15 protein-coding genes are annotated in these 17,207 nt (G+C 58.2%); 6 read left to right on the forward strand and 9 right to left on the reverse strand.

What is annotated here, in order from left to right; genetic code table 11:
• Window positions 1-52: 52 nt before the first annotated feature.
• The 7 genes from CLV83_RS11075 to CLV83_RS11105 form a co-directional block, all read right to left on the reverse strand.
• Window positions 53-1,105, reverse strand: a complete 1,053-nt coding sequence (locus tag CLV83_RS11075; protein ID WP_132291866.1) for a DUF3549 family protein — start codon at window positions 1,103-1,105, stop codon at window positions 53-55.
• 49 nt (window positions 1,106-1,154) lie between these two features.
• Window positions 1,155-3,131: a monovalent cation:proton antiporter family protein gene (locus CLV83_RS11080; RefSeq protein WP_132291869.1), complete on the reverse strand. Its 1,977-nt coding sequence runs from the start codon at window positions 3,129-3,131 to the stop codon at window positions 1,155-1,157.
• 45 nt (window positions 3,132-3,176) lie between these two features.
• Window positions 3,177-3,503, reverse strand: coding sequence for a YqcC family protein (locus CLV83_RS11085; RefSeq protein ID WP_243642370.1), 327 nt, complete (start codon window positions 3,501-3,503; stop codon window positions 3,177-3,179).
• Window positions 3,500-4,855: a class II 3-deoxy-7-phosphoheptulonate synthase gene (locus CLV83_RS11090; protein WP_132291872.1), complete on the reverse strand. Its 1,356-nt coding sequence runs from the start codon at window positions 4,853-4,855 to the stop codon at window positions 3,500-3,502. Before CLV83_RS11090 ends, CLV83_RS11085 begins: the two co-directional genes overlap by 4 nt.
• Window positions 4,856-4,956: 101 nt before the next feature.
• Window positions 4,957-5,877 (reverse strand): LysR family transcriptional regulator, encoded by a 921-nt coding sequence (locus CLV83_RS11095; protein ID WP_132291875.1) that lies wholly within the window; start codon window positions 5,875-5,877, stop codon window positions 4,957-4,959.
• Between the two features lie 233 nt (window positions 5,878-6,110).
• The gene (gene argF, locus CLV83_RS11100) at window positions 6,111-7,022 is read right to left on the reverse strand and encodes an ornithine carbamoyltransferase (RefSeq protein WP_132291878.1); all 912 of its coding nucleotides are present in this window, start codon (window positions 7,020-7,022) and stop codon (window positions 6,111-6,113) included.
• 65 nt (window positions 7,023-7,087) lie between these two features.
• Complete coding sequence (locus tag CLV83_RS11105; RefSeq protein WP_132291881.1) at window positions 7,088-8,281, reverse strand: aspartate aminotransferase family protein; 1,194 nt, start codon at window positions 8,279-8,281, stop codon at window positions 7,088-7,090.
• A 290-nt stretch (window positions 8,282-8,571) separates the two neighbouring features.
• Between CLV83_RS11105 and grxD the strand changes: the two genes are divergently transcribed.
• Together grxD and CLV83_RS11115 are read left to right on the forward strand one after the other, a co-directional pair.
• Window positions 8,572-8,907, forward strand: coding sequence for a Grx4 family monothiol glutaredoxin (gene grxD / locus CLV83_RS11110; protein WP_132291884.1), 336 nt, complete (start codon window positions 8,572-8,574; stop codon window positions 8,905-8,907).
• 85 nt (window positions 8,908-8,992) lie between these two features.
• Window positions 8,993-9,595: a peroxiredoxin gene (locus CLV83_RS11115; RefSeq protein ID WP_132291887.1), complete on the forward strand. Its 603-nt coding sequence runs from the start codon at window positions 8,993-8,995 to the stop codon at window positions 9,593-9,595.
• Window positions 9,596-9,703: 108 nt separating this feature from the next.
• Here the strand turns inward: CLV83_RS11115 and rnt are convergent, their stop codons facing one another.
• Window positions 9,704-10,327, reverse strand: a complete 624-nt coding sequence (gene rnt / locus CLV83_RS11120) for a ribonuclease T (RefSeq protein WP_132291890.1) — start codon at window positions 10,325-10,327, stop codon at window positions 9,704-9,706.
• Window positions 10,328-10,700: 373 nt separating this feature from the next.
• On the opposite strand from rnt, the gene CLV83_RS11125 reads away from it, so the two are divergent.
• The 3 genes from CLV83_RS11125 to CLV83_RS11135 all read left to right on the forward strand — a co-directional run bounded on the left by CLV83_RS11125 (window position 10,701) and on the right by CLV83_RS11135 (window position 14,579).
• Window positions 10,701-11,513, forward strand: coding sequence for a flagellar protein MotY (locus CLV83_RS11125; RefSeq protein WP_243642371.1), 813 nt, complete (start codon window positions 10,701-10,703; stop codon window positions 11,511-11,513).
• 112 nt (window positions 11,514-11,625) lie between these two features.
• Window positions 11,626-12,852: an argininosuccinate synthase gene (locus CLV83_RS11130; RefSeq protein ID WP_132291896.1), complete on the forward strand. Its 1,227-nt coding sequence runs from the start codon at window positions 11,626-11,628 to the stop codon at window positions 12,850-12,852.
• Between the two features lie 146 nt (window positions 12,853-12,998).
• Window positions 12,999-14,579 carry a response regulator gene (locus CLV83_RS11135; RefSeq protein WP_132291899.1) on the forward strand — a complete coding sequence of 527 codons (1,581 nt, stop codon included), beginning with the start codon at window positions 12,999-13,001 and terminating at the stop codon, window positions 14,577-14,579.
• Window positions 14,580-14,583: 4 nt separating this feature from the next.
• On the opposite strand, the gene CLV83_RS11140 is transcribed toward CLV83_RS11135, so the two are convergent.
• Entirely contained in the window at window positions 14,584-14,973 is a 390-nt protein-coding gene (locus CLV83_RS11140) for a hypothetical protein (RefSeq protein ID WP_132291902.1), read from the reverse strand.
• Window positions 14,974-15,071: 98 nt separating this feature from the next.
• Between CLV83_RS11140 and CLV83_RS11145 the strand changes: the two genes are divergently transcribed.
• Complete coding sequence (locus tag CLV83_RS11145; RefSeq protein ID WP_132291905.1) at window positions 15,072-17,192, forward strand: type I secretion system permease/ATPase; 2,121 nt, start codon at window positions 15,072-15,074, stop codon at window positions 17,190-17,192.
• Window positions 17,193-17,207: the final 15 nt, after the last annotated feature.

Here is a 17,207-nt window from a genome sequence, read left to right on the forward strand (position 1 = left end):
CAATAGAAATATACTGCCGTTCTTAGACGCTAAGTCTGCTCAAAAAACGTCATCAATGACGCGTAAACGTCTGCCCAAACATCTCCCCAATCGCCTTACTCAACTGCTCACTACGTTCCGGGCTGCGAAACGCCTGCATGATCAAAGCCCGTTGCGCAGGCATAAACATCAGATCCGCCAGTACCCGGCTAAACCCTGCCTGTCCAGCTTTGCCTTCCGCCAGCCTTTCCAGAAACGGCAGTAGAACCTCTGGCGCCTGCAGTGCTGAGCTGCAGCGGGTGGCGATGGCAACGATCACTTCCGCTTCCAGGGCATGTTCGCTCTGCATAACTTTCAGCACCTGCTGCTGTTTGAAGCGCTCGTCAGCCACATTGGAGAGACCGCGGATCAGGGCAGCCACCAGCAGGGCTTTCTCTTCACCCTCGTTGAGTGCTGTGGTCAGGCGCCCAGCCAGGGCATCGCGCACGGCAACCGGTGGAGTGACGTGTTCAAGCAGGGTGGCGATGGAGGCCAGCACCGGTTCCGGCATCTCGGCGATGCGGGCCGCCAGCGCCGGGCTGTTGTCGTCCAGTCTCACCACCAGATCGGCCAGGCCCTGTAGTGCCAGATCGGCCCAGCGATCCAGCGGCATGGAGCCGTTGATGTACTGTTGGGCAGCTTCGTAATAAGCAGAAGCGGGCGCGCCGGTAGCAAGGGCGGCGCGGGCATGGAAAATTGCCATCTTTTCCTGTTCGGGCTTGAAGGAGTATGGGTTGTCCTTTAGTGCATCCTCTTCCAGCGCGCCCTGCTGGCTGTTGACGGCATTCAGCAGCAAACGGCTAACCAGGTCGTCACGGGCTGCCTGCACCAGATAGCCCTGCTCATCCAGCGGCAGTTTCAGGAACCAGATCGCGTTCTGTGCGGGTTGCTTTGGATGCCAGATCAGAATGCCCAGCCAGGCATGATGCAGGAATGGAGTCGGGTAGGGGGTGCGTGCCTCTTCGATGCGTTCAAACTCATCGGAGGTCAGTTTGCTGACACGGCGGCCCATATCGAACACGCGAACCGCAGCGCCGGCTTCACGCAGCACCTGCATGAGGGTGGGTTGTTCGTTGGTGCTGGTCATAGCGGCTCCTGATCTGGCGTTGAGGGGCCGCTATTCTATCAGTTGCTTATCAGCCGCTGAACAGGCGTTCTTCGGCGGCTTCCACCTGGCTGGGTTCGCCGGTCAGGATGACTATATCGCCGCTCTGCAGCACCTCTTCATCCGGCGGTGATCCTAGCTCAATATCGCCACGTTTCAACGCAACCACGCGCGCTTTCAGCGCCAGGCTTTCCAGAGTGCGGCCGCTGGCGTAGCAGTCATCGGTCAGCGTGACTGGGTGGCGTAGCTCATTGGGATCGCCCGCATCGGTGATCTTTTTCGAGCGCTTGCCGTGCAGGAAACCGTGCAGCAGCTGGTAGCGCTCCGAACGCACGGCATCGATCCGGGAGCGGATGTCCTCTTCCGGAATCTCCAGCAGCGTCAGGATATGCGACACCAGCATTAGGCTGCCTTCAAGCGCTTCGGGAACCACCTCGGTGGCACCGGCGTTCTGGTAAAGCTCCAGCTTGCTGTCATCCTGAGTGCGCACCAGCACAGGCAGGTTGGGGCAGTTGCGCTTGATCTGCTTCAGCGCCGCCATGCTTTCACTGTGGTCCGGCACGGTCAGAATCAGCAGGCGGGCACGTTCAGCGCCGATCGCCTTGAGAATGTCGGCGCGCCGGGCGTCGCCATAGAACATCGGTTCTCCGGCCTGAGCCGCCTCATGGGTGCGGAAGGGATCGGAGTCGATCGCAATGTAGGGGATATCCAGCGGTCTCAGGAAGCGTGCAACGATCTGTCCGACGCGGCCAAAGCCGCAGATGATCACGTGACCATCCAGGTGCTCGCTGGCATCGTTCAGTTCTTCGATGCTGGGTTCCTTGACGCTGCTGGTTTCGGGGACTTTTTCACGCAGCAGGAAAGAGGCGATCTGACCGTTGAAACCGATCAGCAGCGGCGTGATCACCATGCTGAAAATGATCGTGGCGGTGATAATAGCGTTCAGTTCGCTACTGATTACGCCATGGCCCAGCCCCAGGGCCAGCAGGGCGAAGCCGAACTCGCCGCCCTGGGCGAGGCAGAGTGCCGAGCGCAGCGCGTTGTGTCCGTCGCGATTCACCCGACCCACTACCAGGGCGATGATGGCTGCTTTCAGCAGCATCAGGCTGCCTCCGCAGATCAGGATCCAGTGCCAGTTGGTGATCAGGGTATCCAGGTTCAGCTGCATGCCCACGGTGACAAAGAACAGCCCCAGCAGCACATCGCGGAACGGCCGGATATCGGCTTCGAGCTGGTGCTTGTAGTGGCTCTCGCCCAACATCATACCGGCCAGGAAGCCGCCAAGCGCCATGGAAAGTCCCGCCGCATGGGTGATCCAGGCAGCCGCCAGGGCGGTCACCAGGGCCATTAGTACAAACAGTTCATCGGAGCGGGAGCGGGCGATCTCCTTGAACAATGCCGGTAGCACGGTGCGTCCGAGCACCAGCAGTACCAGCAGCAGGCCAGCGCCCTGGAGTAGCGACATGAACAGTTCGTCGGAGTTGATCTCACCGCCGTTGCTGCCCAGTACCGGGACAATGATCAGGAAGAAGACCGCGGCCAGATCCTGAAACAGCAGGATGCCAAAGGAGATCTGTCCGTGGGGAGCACTGAGCTGATTCAGCCGCAGCAGCTCGCGGGTGACCACCGCGGTGGATGACAGTGCCAGGGCACCAGCGATCACTATGCCGCTATTGAGGTCGATACCCAGGGCCAGGGAGATCAGTATCAGCGCCACGGTGGTCATCGCCACCTGCAGCGCGCCCAGGCCGAACACCAGCCTTCGCATGGCGATCATGCGGGGCAGGGAAAACTCCAGCCCGAGCATGAAAAGCAGGAACACCACGCCAAGCTCCGACATCAGTTCCATCTCGTGAGGGTCGGCCATCTGCAAAGCAAAGGGGCCGATCACCACGCCTACGGCGATGTAAGCCAGGATCGGTGGCATATTGAGCCGCCGGAACAGAGTGGTAGCGACGACCGCTCCCACCAGAATCAGTAGCAGCTGTTCAAATAGCGAGTGTTCCATATATGTACTTCCCTGCCCGTGGCGCAGACCAGCTGAGCGCCAGGGTTACTGCCCTTCAGTGACTGCTTTGTCCAGATCGGCAATCAGCTTTATTAACTGGTCTGTTTCTGCGTCTATCTGTTTGAACGCTTCTTCAGCCATCGGCGCGATATCGCAGCTTGCCGGTAGCGGCATCTGCTCGACGATGATCTGTTCCATACGCGGCAGCAACAGCCACTGCACCCATTGATGGAAATCCAGGGTGTCTACACAGAAGGGTTGCTGGCTCATCAGTGCTTCCGCAGAAGGCATGGTGTCTGACCAGAGTTCGAGCGCGCGCATCTCGCGCTCGACTTCCAGCAGCAGAGTCAGGATTTGCTGGCGTTGGTTCAACGTTGTCTCCGAGCTACTTTCAGGGTGTCTGCGATCATGAATGCCAGTTCCAGCGACTGGTCGGCGTTTAGGCGTGGATCGCAATGGGTGTGATAGCGGTCCGCCAGACCCTCTTCGGTGATCTGGTAGGCGCCGCCGATACATTCGGTTACATCGTTGCCGGTCATTTCGAAATGTACACCGCCGGCATAGGTGCCCTCGGCGTTATGCACTTCGAAGAAGCCCTGCATCTCGTGCAGGATGGCGGCCACGTTGCGTGTCTTGTAACCGTTGCCTGTCTTGATGGTGTTGCCGTGCATCGGATCGGAGCTCCACACCACGTTGGCGCCCATCTCCTTGACGGCACGTACCAGCGGCGGCAGCTTGTCGAGAATCTTCTCCGCGCCCATGCGAGCGATCAGCGTGATCCGGCCCGGTGTATTGTCCGGGTTAAGAATATCCAGCAGGCGGCGCAGATCATCAGGGTTGGTGGTTGGACCCACCTTGATACCGATTGGGTTGTGAACACCGCGCAGGAACTCCACGTGGGCGTGATCCGGCTGGCGGGTACGGTCGCCGATCCACAGCATATGCGCGGAACAGTCGTACCAGTCACCGGTGAGACTGTCCTGACGTGTCAGCGCCTGTTCGTAGTTGAGCAGCAGCGCTTCGTGAGAGGTATAGAAATCGGTCTCTTTAAGCTGCGGCGTGTTGTTCGGCCCCAGTCCACAGGCTTTCATGAACGCCAGAGTCTGCTCGATCTGGGCAGCGAGATGCTCATATTTTTCATGCAGCGGGCTCTGGGCGACAAAGCCCATGTTCCATTTGTGCACCTGGTGCAGGTCTGCAAGGCCCCCGCCGGCGAAGGCGCGCAACAGGTTCAGTGTCGACGAAGCCTGGTGGTAGGCGTCGAGCAGGCGCTGCGGGTCCGGGGTGCGGGACTCGGGTGTGAACGCGATGTCGTTAACGATATCACCGCGGTACGCCGGCAGCTCGATGCCGTCAATGGTCTCGGTGTCGGCAGAACGCGGCTTGGCAAACTGGCCCGCCATGCGGCCGATCTTGACCACCGGGCAGCTGCCGGCAAAGGTTAGTACCACTGCCATCTGCAGCAGCAGCTGAAAGGTGTCCTTGATCTTGTTGGCGTTAAACTCGGCAAAACTTTCGGCGCAATCGCCACCCTGGAGCAGAAAACCCTCGCCACGGCTCACCGATGCCAGATCCTCTTTCAGAGAACGGATCTCGCCGGCAAACACCAGTGGTGGGTACTTTGACATCTTGGCTTCGGCCGCCGCCAGAGCGTCGGCATCGGGGTAGACGGGCTGCTGGACGATCGGTTTTTCTCTCCAGCTGCTCGGGCTCCAGTTCTGCATCTTGTTATCCACGTGCTTGATGACTGTCTAAATAGGGACGGTCAAGTGTATGTTATTGAGTGGACTAAACAAAGGGTGGCGGGGGGCTTGGCCCCGCTGGATCAGGAGGAGGCGCTGCGGATGCCGTTCAGATTACGGAAGGTCACGTCCCGGGCGGTGCCGAGGAAGTCGAGCATGAAGTCAGCGTTTTTCTGGTCTTCGCGCATGGCCGCGTAGAGTGTGCACCAGAGGCCCTTTTCACCCAAGGGGCGCAGCGCTACATAATCACGCTGCTGATATTCGTGCAGTGCCCAGTTCGGCAGTGCAGCCACGCCGCGGCCGCTGGCCACCAGTTGCACCATCATCACGGTCAGCTCGGCGGTACGGATCTCCGCCGGTTCCACATTGGCGGGGTCCAGGAAGCGGGTAAATACATCCAGGCGTGATGGGTCCACCGGGTAGGTGATCAGTGTTTCCTGGGACAGGTCGCGCGGATGGATGAACTTGCGGGCGATCAGACGATGCTGAGGGCCCAGTGCCAGCACGGATTCGTAGCTGAACAGGGGTACGTAATGGATGCCTGTGCGGGGCTCTGGATCGGAGGTGATGACCAGGTCCAGGTCGCCGCGGGCCAGTGCCGGTAGCGGCTGGAAGGTGAAACCGGTGGACAGGTCCAGCTCCACTTCGGGCCAGTTCTGGCGGAAATGGTCGATAGTCGGCATTAGCCAGTCGAAACAGCTGTGGCACTCGATGCAGATGTTCAACCGGCCCGCTTCGCCTCCGGCCAGTCGGGCGATATCGCGCTCGGCGTTGCGGATCATCGGCAGCAGGTCGTCGGCGAGGGCCAGTAGGCGCTGTCCGGCGCTGGTGAAGCAGATCGGTTTGGTTTTGCGGATAAACAGGGAGCAGTCGAGTCGCTCTTCGAGATCTTTGATCTGATGGGAGAGTGCGGACTGCGTCAGGTGAACTCTTTCGGCGGCTTCTACGAGGCTTCCCGCATCACGCAGGGCGGCCAGAGTTTTCAAATGACGTAGTTCTATCATGCCTGACTGACTCTCTTCGGTTACCGAAACAAGGCGTTGTCGCCAGTATAGTCGCCTGCTCAGGGTCTGGCGAGAGAGATGGCGCGGGATGGTGTCGCAAGGGATGCCGCCTTGGCGCGGCTGAATCCCGGTCGGGTCTGTCATGTGCAGGCCCGGAACAAGACAGCCCGGCTCCCCTGGTGAGTGAGGATGCCGGGCTGACTAGGCGGTTTCTGTGTGGATTGACAGGCCGATCAGGCTTGTTTTACCAGCAGGAACTCCAGCAGGGCTTTCTGTGCGTGCAGGCGGTTCTCTGCCTGATGGAAGGCCACGCAGCGCGGATCATCCATCATGTCTTCGCTGATCTCCTCGCCGCGGTGGGCGGGCAGACAGTGCATGAACAGAGCTTCCTTGTCCGCCAGATCCATCAGTGCCGGGCTGACCTGGTAACCGCGGAACTCGCGCAGACGCTGCTTCTGTTCCTCTTCCTGACCCATGGAGGCCCAGACATCGGTGTACACCATGTGCGCGCCGGCCACGGCTTCTTCCGGGTCGTTGAAGACACGCACGCGGTCGGCGTTCTTTAGTACCAGCTCGGCGTTGGGGGCAAACTCCTCGGGGCAGGCGATATGCAGGTTGAAGTCAAACTGCTGCGCTGCGTTGATGTAGGAGTTACACATGTTGTTGCCGTCGCCAACCCAGACTACGGTCTTGCCCTTGATGGAGCCACGCAGCTCATGGAAGGTCTGCATGTCGGCCAGCAGCTGGCAGGGATGGTAGTCGTCGGTCAGTGCGTTGATGACCGGCACGCGGGAGTGTGCGGCGAAGGTTTCAACGGTCTCGTGGCTGAAAGTGCGGATCATGACCACATCGACCATGCTGGAGATCACGCGGGCGCTGTCTTCGATCGGCTCGCCGCGACCCAGCTGGGTGTCTCGCGGGGAGAGGAACATGGCGTGGCCGCCGAACTGCGCCATTCCGGACTCGAAGGAGACGCGGGTGCGGGTGGAGGCTTTCTCAAAAATCATCGCCATCACGCGGTTTTTCAGCGGCTCATAGATTTCGCCGTTGTTGCGGATGTTCTTGAGCTCGGTGGCCCGTTCGATAATGCCTTGCAGCTCCGCCGGCGTCATATCCAGCAGGGTCAGAAAGTGTCTTGTGGTCATAGTGTTAACGGCGGACAAGCCGCCGGTTCCAGATCTTTAGTTAGATGAATGTGTCTGAATCTTGTTCAGCTGTCGCGTTCGTCTCCGGCATATACACGGATCAGTTGGGAGACGGTGTTAACCAGCAGGTCGGCTTCGCTCTGGCTCAGGATCAGCGGTGGCAGTAAGCGTACCACGCGACCGCCGCCGGTGACGTTCAGCAGGACGCCCTTAACCTTGGCCAGAACGGCAAGTTCGGTGCCGGCTTCGGTCAGTTCGATACCGATCATCAGGCCTTTGCCGCGGACTTCGCGGATGTAGGGGGCATCACCAAGCTGAGCACGGAACTGCTCAACCAGGTAATTACCCAGCTCTTCGGCGCGCTGGCAGAGGTTTTCTGCGCTGATGGTGTCGACCACGGCAAGCGCGGCCGCGCAGGCCAACGGGTTACCACCAAAGGTGGTGCCGTGGGTGCCCGGCGTAAACAGCTTCGCCGCTTCGCCGCGGGCCAGGCAGGCGCCGATCGGAACGCCGTTGGCGAGGCCTTTGGCGGTGGTGACCACGTCAGGCTGGATATCGCTGTGCTGGAAAGCAAAGTAGCGGCCGGTGCGGCCGTTGCCGGTCTGGACTTCGTCCAGCATCAGCAGCCACTCCTGCTGGTCGCAGATTTCACGCAGCTGCTTCAGGTAGTCGTTTGCAGGGATATGCACGCCGCCTTCGCCCTGAACCGGTTCAACCAGGATAGCAACCACGTTGGGGTTCTTTTCTGCGACCAGGCGGATCGCTTCGACATCATCGTAAGGCACGCGAACGAAGCCTGCGACCAGCGGTTCAAAACCAGCCTGGGTGGCGCGGTTGCCGGTGGCGCTCAGGGTTGCCAGGGTGCGGCCGTGGAAAGAGTTCTCCATCACGATGATGGTAGGGCAGTCGATACCCTTGCTGTGTCCGTAGCGACGGGCCAGCTTAATGGCAGCTTCGTTGGCTTCGGCACCGGAGTTGCCAAAGAACACGTTATCCATACCGGAAAGGGTGGTCAGCTTCTCAGCGAGCTGCTCCTGCAGCGGCACGGTATACAGGTTGGAGCAGTGAATCAGGCGGCCAGCCTGGTCGCTGATCGCTTTGGTAACGGCGGGGTGGGCGTGTCCGAGGCCGGTGACGGCGATGCCGCAGAGAGCGTCCAGATATTTGTTCCCGTCGGTGTCGTAAATCCAGGCACCCTCGCCATGATCGAAGGCGACCGAAAGCCGGTTATAGGTGTTCATCAGGGGCTGAAGCGACATCTGGCGTATCTCCATACAACGCAAAAAGGCAGCCAAAGCTGCCGAAAAAACGACCATTCTATGTGTGGGTCGGAATTTTAGCAATATTCATAAGGGTAAGGGGTTGAAGCGCACAGAATAGGCCACAATAAAGAGTACAAAGTGAACCGCGCGAAGTGATTTTTCTTTTTCGCGCCATCGGTCGTGCTTGGATATTCAAATAGTCCGAGCTCAGCGGTAGGATATACCGCCTGACCTATTTTGCGGGCATCAGACCCGTGTACACAGACATTTAACAGCAAGGTGTAACCATGAGCGTAATCGACACCATTAAAGAGCAGATCGAGAACAATACGATTCTGCTATATATGAAGGGCACTCCCCGTTTCCCCCAGTGTGGTTTTTCCTCCCGGGCTTCGGCGGCGCTGGTCGATTGTGGCGAGCGCTTTGCGTTTGTAAACATTCTGGAAGCGCCGGAGATCCGTGCCGAGCTGCCGAAATACGCAAACTGGCCGACCTTCCCGCAGCTGTGGGTTAACGGTGAGCTGGTGGGTGGTTGTGACATCATCTGCGAAATGGCGGAAAACGGCGAGCTCAAAGAGCTGGTCGCTGCAGCTGCCAAGCAGGAAGGTTCCGAAGAGGCTTAATGGCTTCTTCTTGTATGACGCGGTTTTATTGAGCGTTTGATTCAGTCCCCGAATATCTCAACCTAAGCAAGGAGTTTAGAGAGCAATGGGCGTACTCGTAGGTAAGAAAGCACCGGACTTTACAGCGGCAGCGGTTCTGGGCGATGGCAGCATCGTTGATGAATTCACGCTCAGCGAAGCGATCAAAGGCAAATACGGCCTGGTCTTCTTCTACCCGCTGGACTTCACTTTCGTTTGTCCTTCCGAGCTGATCGCACTGGATCACCGTATGGACGCGTTCAAAGAGCGTGGTGTTGAGGTGATCGGTGTTTCCATCGACTCTCAGTTCACTCACAACGCTTGGCGTAACACTTCCGTCAACGACGGTGGTATCGGTCCGGTTAAATACACTCTGGTCGCTGATACCAAGCACGCGATCTGCCAGGCTTACGACGTTGAAGCCGACGCCGGTGTTGCGTTCCGCGGCGCATTCCTGATCGACCAGGAAGGTAACGTGCGTTCACAGATCGTCAATGATCTGCCGCTGGGCCGTAACATGGACGAGCTGATCCGTCTGGTTGACGCGCTGCAGTTCCACGAAGAGCATGGCGAAGTTTGCCCGGCTGGCTGGAACAAGGGTGACAAGGGTATGGCTGCTTCTAGTGAAGGCGTTGCCAAGTACCTGTCTGAGGAATCTGACAAGCTGTAAGGCTTGCCAGGGTTCGAAAAAAAACCGCCCTCGGGCGGTTTTTTTTGTGACTTTTTGTACCTGACTGTATCTGGAAAGCCTGTGTCGGGAGCCCGGTCGTCAGGGTGTTTAGTCGTCCCGGGTTGCCAGCACCATCTCCCAGCCGCCCAGGTCTTTCCAGCGATTGACGATGGTGCAGAACAGTTCTGCGGTTTTCTCGGTGTCATACAGCGCCGAGTGGGCCTGCTTGCCGTCGAAGTCGATACCAGCCACATCACAGGCGCGAGCCAGTACGGTCTGGCCGAAGGCTAGGCCTGCCAGTGTAGCGGTATCAAAGGTGGAGAACGGGTGAAACGGATTGCGCTTAATGTCGGAGCGCTCCGCAGCGTTGCAGACAAAACCGTGATCGAACGAAGCGTTATGCCCAACCAGAATCGCACGCTTACAGTCGTGGGATTTCACTGATTTACGGATCGGTTTGAAGATCGTCTCCAGTGCCGTCAATTCGCTGACGGCGCCTCGCTCCGGGTCGTAAGGATCGATGCCCGTGAATGCCAGGGCTTCCGGTTCCAGATTGGCACCCTCGAACGGCTCAACCTGGGCGACGAAGCTTTTGTCCGGGATCAGGTAGCCCTCTTCGTCCATGGTGAGGGTGACCGCAGCGATCTCCAGCAGGGCATCGGTGCGGGAGTTGAATCCGGCAGTTTCCACATCCACGACGACGGGCAGAAAACCGCGAAAGCGATCAGACATTGGGTGTTTGGATGCAGAGCTCAAACAGCTTCCTTAGATCAATGTTGTGGGAAGGAGATTCCTGTCTGTATTCTAACAGCCGCTCGATGAGGGTCCAGCTTCAACCACCGTTAAGAACAAGTCCGAGGTGTCTCTGGTTGCTGGAAACGGTTGCTGGAAACTGTTGCCGTTGCGGAGGGTGCTGCTCCGGCCTCTGGTTGTTAAGGACTGAGTGTCTCGCCCTAAAGTTATCTTTCGTCAGGTCGTTAACCTGAATGAGCGGCCTATGAAGTCTGCGGTGCAAAGCGCCAACCCCTGATCTATGGAATGTCGATTGATGCGAGCCTGTCTGCTGTTTTTGCTATTTTGCCTGCCGATTTCGCAGGCTGCTGCAGTGACGTTTCGCGCAGCCATAGATGAAGCCAGTTGGCAGATGGAAACATCGCAGTTTGCTTGCCTGCTGAGCCAGGCGATCCCCTCCTACGGCACCGGCGCTTTCGAGCACGAGGCCGGCGAGTCTGTGCGCTTTATTCTGACGCCGACCCAGCAGCAGCAGATCACCGGCCCTGCGCGATTGGTGGCTGAGGCTTCCCAGTGGCAGCCGGGAACGGCGCCAAAGATGCTCGGTGTGGTGCGGGTCAAAGATTCCAGCGGTGTCATCGAAGTACCCGCGACACTGGCTGAGAATATGCTGGCGGCGCTGTATAAGGGAATGACACCCACCTTTAATACCGATCAGTGGTTCGGCTCTCCTGAACTGTTGAAAGTCGGCGTATCGGCGGCGAATTTTCAGTCGGCGTACACCGATTATCTCGATTGTGTCACCGGACTGCTGCCGGCTAACTTTCGCCAGGTGGCGCGTACCGCCATTCTGTTTCCCTCGGGGCAGGCGGGCCTGTCCGATGCGACCCGTCAGCGTCTGGATCTGATCGCCACCTACGTCAAGGCGGATAACAGTGTGCAGACTATCTATGTGGATGGTCACTCCGACAATCTGGGGCGGCGCCTGTTGAACCGCGACCTGTCCAAGAAACGCGCCGAAGAGGTGACCCGTTACCTGGTGCAGCTGGGTCTGCCGGAAGACAAGATCATCACCCGCTATCACGGCGAGCGTTATCCGGTGGTACCCAACAATAGTGTCGAAAACCGTGCCCGTAACCGCCGTGTTACCGTACGCCTGGAGCGGGAAGAGGGCACTGCCCTCTGATCCATCGCTGGTTCTGCGTACGTGTGCAATCTGTTATACTTACCGCCTTTTCGAATTTCTAACCGGTTCCCTCTATTCGGGGGCCGGGTTTCTGTGATCTGGAGTCGCATACATGTCCGAAATCAACAAGGTCGTGCTGGCATACTCCGGCGGTCTGGATACCTCCGTGATCGTCCGGTGGCTGCAGGATACCTATAACTGTGAAGTGGTGACCTTTACCGCTGACCTGGGTCAGGGTGAAGAGGTTGAGCCGGCCCGCGCCAAGGCTGAAGCTCTGGGCGTTAAAGAGATCTACATCGAAGATCTGCGCGAAGAGTTCGTGCGCGATTACGTGTTCCCGATGTTCCGCGCTAACACCATCTACGAAGGTGAGTACCTGCTGGGTACCTCCATCGCGCGCCCGCTGATCGCCAAACGACTGGTTGAGATCGCCAACGAGACCGGCGCTGACGCTATCTCTCACGGCGCCACCGGCAAGGGTAACGACCAGGTGCGTTTCGAAATGGGCGCCTACGCGCTCAAGCCGGGCGTGAAGGTAATCGCTCCCTGGCGTGAATGGGATCTGAACTCTCGCGAGAAGCTGATGGCTTACTGCGAAGAGCGCGATATCCCGGTCGACTTCGCCAAGGGCAAGAAAAAGTCTCCGTACTCCATGGACGCCAACCTGCTGCACATCTCCTACGAGGGCGGCATTCTGGAAGATCCCTGGGCCGAGGCTGAAGCTGACATGTGGCGCTGGAGCGTGTCTCCGGAAGAGGCCCCGGATCAGCCGACTTACCTGGAACTGACTTACGAGAAGGGTGACATCGTCGCCATCAACGGCGAAGCGATGAGCCCGGCTACCGTGCTGGCTTACCTGAACAAGGTAGGCGGCGAAAACGGTGTCGGTCGTCTGGATATCGTTGAGAACCGTTTCGTCGGCATGAAGTCCCGTGGTTGCTACGAGACTCCGGGAGGCACCATCATGCTGACCGCTCACCGTGGTATCGAGTCGATCACCCTGGACCGTGAAGCGGCTCACCTGAAAGATGAGCTGATGCCGCGTTACGCCAAGGTTATCTACAATGGCTTCTGGTGGTCTGAAGAGCGCAAGATGATGCAGCAGATGATCGACTACAGCCAGCGTAACGTGAATGGCGACGTTCGCGTAAAACTGTATAAGGGTGCTGTATCCGTTGTCGGCCGTCGCTCCAAAGACAGTCTGTTCGACGAGAGCATCGCAACGTTTGAAGACGACGCCGGTTCCTACGATCAGAAGGATGCGGAAGGCTTTATCAAGCTGAATGCACTGCGCATGCGCATCGCCGCCAGCAAAGGCCGTAGCCTGCTGGACGACTGATCCCTAGCCTTCGAGCTGCTTAAAAAAGACCCGCCAGCCCTGAGCTCGCGGGTCTTTTTTTTGCCTGTTGTGCGCAATTATCTCGGGTTTTGCTAATTTACTGATTCTCATGCTACTTTTGCGAAAAGTCGGTTACGGCTGAGGCTATGGCGAATCTGTTTAGCGGAAAATCCTCGTTGATACTCGACAAGAAGTTCGAGGATCTACAGACCCTGCGTTCAATCCTGGGGCAGATTGGCGTTTCCGAGATTCAGGTCGCTTCTTCGGTCAATATGGCACTGAGCCTGCTGCGCGAGCAGGCTGTTGATATCTTCTTCCTTAATTACGAGCTGGGCCGAGACGAAAAGAACGGCCTGCAGCTGATGTTTGATCTTCAGGCAGAGGGGCGACGCCTTTATGCCGCCTGCTATATTCTGGTCATCGAGCCGGAAAAGTCTGAACTCCTGCTGGGCTCGCCAGAAAACGCCCCCGATATTTACATCTCCAAACCCTATGACCGGGTTCGGTTAAGTCAGCGTATCGAAAAGCTGATGCGGCTGAAGGAAACCCTGTTCCCGATTGAATCACTGCTCGACAAGCGAGACTGGGAGGGAGCGCTTCAGGCCTGTGTCCGCCATGAAGAGCGCTACCCCGGTTTGCGAATCTATCTACAGCGGTTGCGCGGCATTATCTATCTGCAGCAGAACCAGGCAGAGGAGGCACGCAAGGTGTTCTCCAGTCTGCTATCCGGGCGAGACAAACCCTGGATACGGATCGGTCTGGCCATGGCGGCCTGCCGCAGTGGCTGGTTTGCCCAGGCGCGCGGGCAGCTTGACCATGTTATAGCGCAGCAGCAGATCTGTATCGAAGCTTTCGTCTGGCGCGCCCGGATCTACCGTCTTTATGGTGACTTGGGTGAAGCCAGCAATCTGTTACGCCGGGCGACTGTGCTTCAGCCTACAGTGGCTTTGCTGCGCGGCGATCTGGCCAATCTGGCGGCGATGACAAACGATACCAAACTTGCGGTTGAAGCCTTCCGTGCGGCGATAAAGTACAGCCGTTACTCGGCGTTCCAGCATCCCGATTTCTATTTTGGTCTGGTGCGTATGCTGATGAAGCATATGAGTGCTTCCGGCTCCGCTTCAGGGGATGCAGAGGAGGAGGCTGTGCGCTTGCTGGAGCAGGCGCGGCGTGACTTTCTTGATCAGCCGGTTATCCATTTCAAGAGTCGTTTGCTGGCCAGCGAAATCTACCGAAGTGTGGGTGATGAAGAGCAGGCTAATCTGTCGGCCAGCGAAGCGATGACGATTTATCGTGACCTGAGTGCCGATGAGCAGGCGATGTGGCTCGAACAACTGGTTGAGGGAGTCGAAGGTTCCTCCGTTGAAGGGGAGGCGCATGCCGTCAGGCAGTCGCTTAACCGCAATATGGCGAAGCTGCGGTGGGGAAGGGCGAATCTCAAGGGGATGATGCAGTTTCGTCATGGGGAGCTGGATGAGGCCTACGCATCTTTCAGCGAAGCGCTGCAGCAACAGCCTGGTACACCCAGTATCGCACTGAATCTGGTGCAGACCGTGCTGGAGTTGTGTCGACGCAGCGGCAGTGATCTCTCGAGGGAGTTGCTGGCCGCCTGCGATGAAGCACTGTATTCGCTACAGTTCGCAGCGCTGACACCCAAACAGCAGCAGCGCTATCTGGGGCTGGGGCGGCGCTTATCGGAGTATGTTCGGCAGCTGGAAGGGGAGTAGACGTTTAGAACAGCGAATCGTCATCGTCGGAAAGGATGCTGCCCCGGTTTTCCCTTTCCTGCCCGCGATCATCGATACCGGCTTCCTCTCGTGCCAATGAGCGGGCAAGTCGGCGTCCCAGCAGCTTTTTCTGAGCCGGCATTGGCAGGTCGGTAAAGCGGATCAGATGACGGCCGATCAGGGTATCGATCAGGTCTTCGAGGATACGGATGGTGGCTTTATCGGACTCCTCCAGGAAGGTGTCCGGGTCGAACTCCTCACCCTCGCCACCGTTGCCCATGGCAAGAAATTCCAGCACCTCAGGATCCCTCAAACTGACCGCGCGAGCGCCGGCCTGCGGGGATTCTGTCAGTCCTTTTACCTTACCCTGGTCGTCGAACTGAGCGTAGAGCATCGACCGAATTCCTTGATTGATTGGAGGCTGTATTAGAGGGCTAGAATAAATCTAAACAGCTGTTAGTATTAATCGTCCTAAGAATAAGGTCAACGAGTATGGATGCGTCGCACGACCCGCTGTTGGATTGTTTGGTCCTGCTTGCACAGCAGTTCAGAAGACCCACGTCAGCTGAAGTTCTTGCCGATGGATTACCATTGGTCGATAACCGTCTTACCCCTCAGCTTTTTGTTCGTGCCGCTTCCCGTGCCGGCCTTGCTGCCAAGGTCGCAGAGCGTCCGCTGAACCAATTGTCCAGCCTCCTGCTTCCCGTTGTTCTGCTGCTCAAGGAGCAGGGCGCCTGCATTCTGCAGGAGATCGACCACGAGCGCGAAGAGGCTGTTGTACAGCAGCCTGAAAGCGGCGGCAGCTTCTCCATCTCACTGGAAAAACTCAAGGAGCAGTATTCCGGCTACCTGATTTTCGTACGCCAGGAGTACAACGCCGACGGTAATAAAAACCGGATTCTGGATGGCCGTTCGGGTCATTGGTTCTGGGGAACGCTGAAACGCTCCAGCCGTATCTACCGTGATGTATTGGTGGCCAGCTTTCTGATCAACCTGTTTGTGTTGGCTAACCCGCTGTTTGTGATGAACGTCTATGACCGGGTTGTGCCCAACGGAGCGGTGGAAACGCTCTGGGTCCTGGCTGCCGGTGTGATGATTGTCTATCTGTTCGACTTCGGCCTGAAGATGCTGCGCGCTTACTTTATAGAGGTGGCGGCTAAAAAGTCCGATGTGCTGCTCTCTGCCCAGATCTTCGAAAAGGTGATGCGGGTCCGGTACGACCGTATGCCTGCTTCGGTGGGCGCCTTTGCCAGCAACCTGCGCGAATTCGACAGTATTCGCAATTTCCTCAGCTCCACCACCAACACGGTACTGATCGATATCCCGTTTATGCTGATCTACATACTGGTGATCAGCCTGATCGGCGGGCCGCTGGTGGTGATACCGGCTGTGGCCGTTCCCGTCATCATTATCTACGCCCTGATCGTGCGGCCCAAGCTACGAGATTCCGTGGAGAAAACCTTTGCCTCCTCGGCGCAGAAAAACGGCACCCTGGTGGAGTCGTTGACCGCTATGGAAACGGTTAAAACCCAGCGTGCAGCCAGTCCGCTGCAGGAGCGTTGGGAGCAGGCGGTCGGCTATATCTCGCGCTGGGGGTTACGTTCGCGGATGCTCTCTTCATCGGTCGTGACCTTTGCCGGTGCGGTGCAGCAGCTGGCATCGGTGCTGATTATTATCGGCGGCGTCTACCTCATTATGGAGCAGGAGCTGTCGCTGGGCGCGCTGATCGCCTGCAACATCCTCTCCGGTCGAGCCATTGCGCCGATGGCGCAGGTGGCCAGCCTGATTATCCAGTACGAGCAGTCCGCCAAGGCGCTGAAGACACTGAACGAGATCATGGAGCTGCCGGTAGAACGCGACGAAGACACCCACTTTGTGCATCGCGCGACGCTGGAAGGCAATGTGGAATTCAAGGGGGTGAGTTTCAATTACCCCGGCGTTGAATATGCCGCGCTACAGAAGGTGTCGTTCAAGGTGAAAGCCGGTGAGAAGGTGGCGATGATCGGTCGCATCGGCTCCGGTAAAACCACCATAGAAAAACTGTTGCTGGGGCTTTATCAGCCTACGGACGGCGCAATACTGCTTGATGGCGTGGATATCAACCAGATCGATCCCGTGGACCTGCGCCGCAACACCGGCTACGTGCCTCAGGATGTGATGCTCTTTGCCGGCTCGGTGCGCGACAACATCCTCATCGGCTCACCCCGTGCCTCCGACGCAGACATGCTGAAGGCTGCTCGCCTGGCGGGTGTGGAGCAGTTCGTCAACCTGCACCCCATGGGCTTTGATATGCCGGTGGGTGAGCGTGGCCAGGCGCTGTCCGGCGGACAAAAACAGTCGATCGCCATCGCTCGGGCGCTGCTGCATGAGCCGAACATGCTGATCCTCGATGAGCCGAGTAACTCCATGGATAACGCCACCGAGGAACAGTTCAAGCGTCAGCTGACCCAGGTGATCGCCGGGCGCACGCTGCTGATGGTGACCCACAAGATGTCCCTGCTCTCCCTGGTTGATCGCCTGATCGTCGTAGATCAGGGCCAGATCGTGGCGGATGGACCGAAAGACACCGTGCTGGAGGCCTTGAAACAGGGCCGCCTGCAGGTGCGGAAATAAGGGAGGTCTTGGTGC

The sequence above is a fragment of the Marinobacterium mangrovicola genome, from assembly GCF_004339595.1.
In the GTDB taxonomy this organism is placed as follows: domain Bacteria; phylum Pseudomonadota; class Gammaproteobacteria; order Pseudomonadales; family Balneatricaceae; genus Marinobacterium_D; species Marinobacterium_D mangrovicola.

What these genes read in the sequence shown, in the direction of transcription:
- CLV83_RS11105 (WP_132291881.1), bottom strand. Translation starts at nt 8,281, where the DNA reads ATGTCGCTTCAGCCCCTGATGAACACCTATAACCGGCTTTCGGTCGCC.
- CLV83_RS11130 (WP_132291896.1), top strand. Translation starts at nt 11,626, where the DNA reads ATGTCCGAAATCAACAAGGTCGTGCTGGCATACTCCGGCGGTCTGGAT.
- rnt (WP_132291890.1), bottom strand. Translation starts at nt 10,327, where the DNA reads ATGTCTGATCGCTTTCGCGGTTTTCTGCCCGTCGTCGTGGATGTGGAA.
- CLV83_RS11075 (WP_132291866.1), bottom strand. Translation starts at nt 1,105, where the DNA reads ATGACCAGCACCAACGAACAACCCACCCTCATGCAGGTGCTGCGTGAA.
- grxD (WP_132291884.1), top strand. Translation starts at nt 8,572, where the DNA reads ATGAGCGTAATCGACACCATTAAAGAGCAGATCGAGAACAATACGATT.
- argF (WP_132291878.1), bottom strand. Translation starts at nt 7,022, where the DNA reads ATGACCACAAGACACTTTCTGACCCTGCTGGATATGACGCCGGCGGAG.
- CLV83_RS11090 (WP_132291872.1), bottom strand. Translation starts at nt 4,855, where the DNA reads ATGCAGAACTGGAGCCCGAGCAGCTGGAGAGAAAAACCGATCGTCCAG.
- CLV83_RS11140 (WP_132291902.1), bottom strand. Translation starts at nt 14,973, where the DNA reads ATGCTCTACGCTCAGTTCGACGACCAGGGTAAGGTAAAAGGACTGACA.
- CLV83_RS11080 (WP_132291869.1), bottom strand. Translation starts at nt 3,131, where the DNA reads ATGGAACACTCGCTATTTGAACAGCTGCTACTGATTCTGGTGGGAGCG.
- CLV83_RS11115 (WP_132291887.1), top strand. Translation starts at nt 8,993, where the DNA reads ATGGGCGTACTCGTAGGTAAGAAAGCACCGGACTTTACAGCGGCAGCG.
- CLV83_RS11135 (WP_132291899.1), top strand. Translation starts at nt 12,999, where the DNA reads ATGGCGAATCTGTTTAGCGGAAAATCCTCGTTGATACTCGACAAGAAG.
- CLV83_RS11145 (WP_132291905.1), top strand. Translation starts at nt 15,072, where the DNA reads ATGGATGCGTCGCACGACCCGCTGTTGGATTGTTTGGTCCTGCTTGCA.
- CLV83_RS11095 (WP_132291875.1), bottom strand. Translation starts at nt 5,877, where the DNA reads ATGATAGAACTACGTCATTTGAAAACTCTGGCCGCCCTGCGTGATGCG.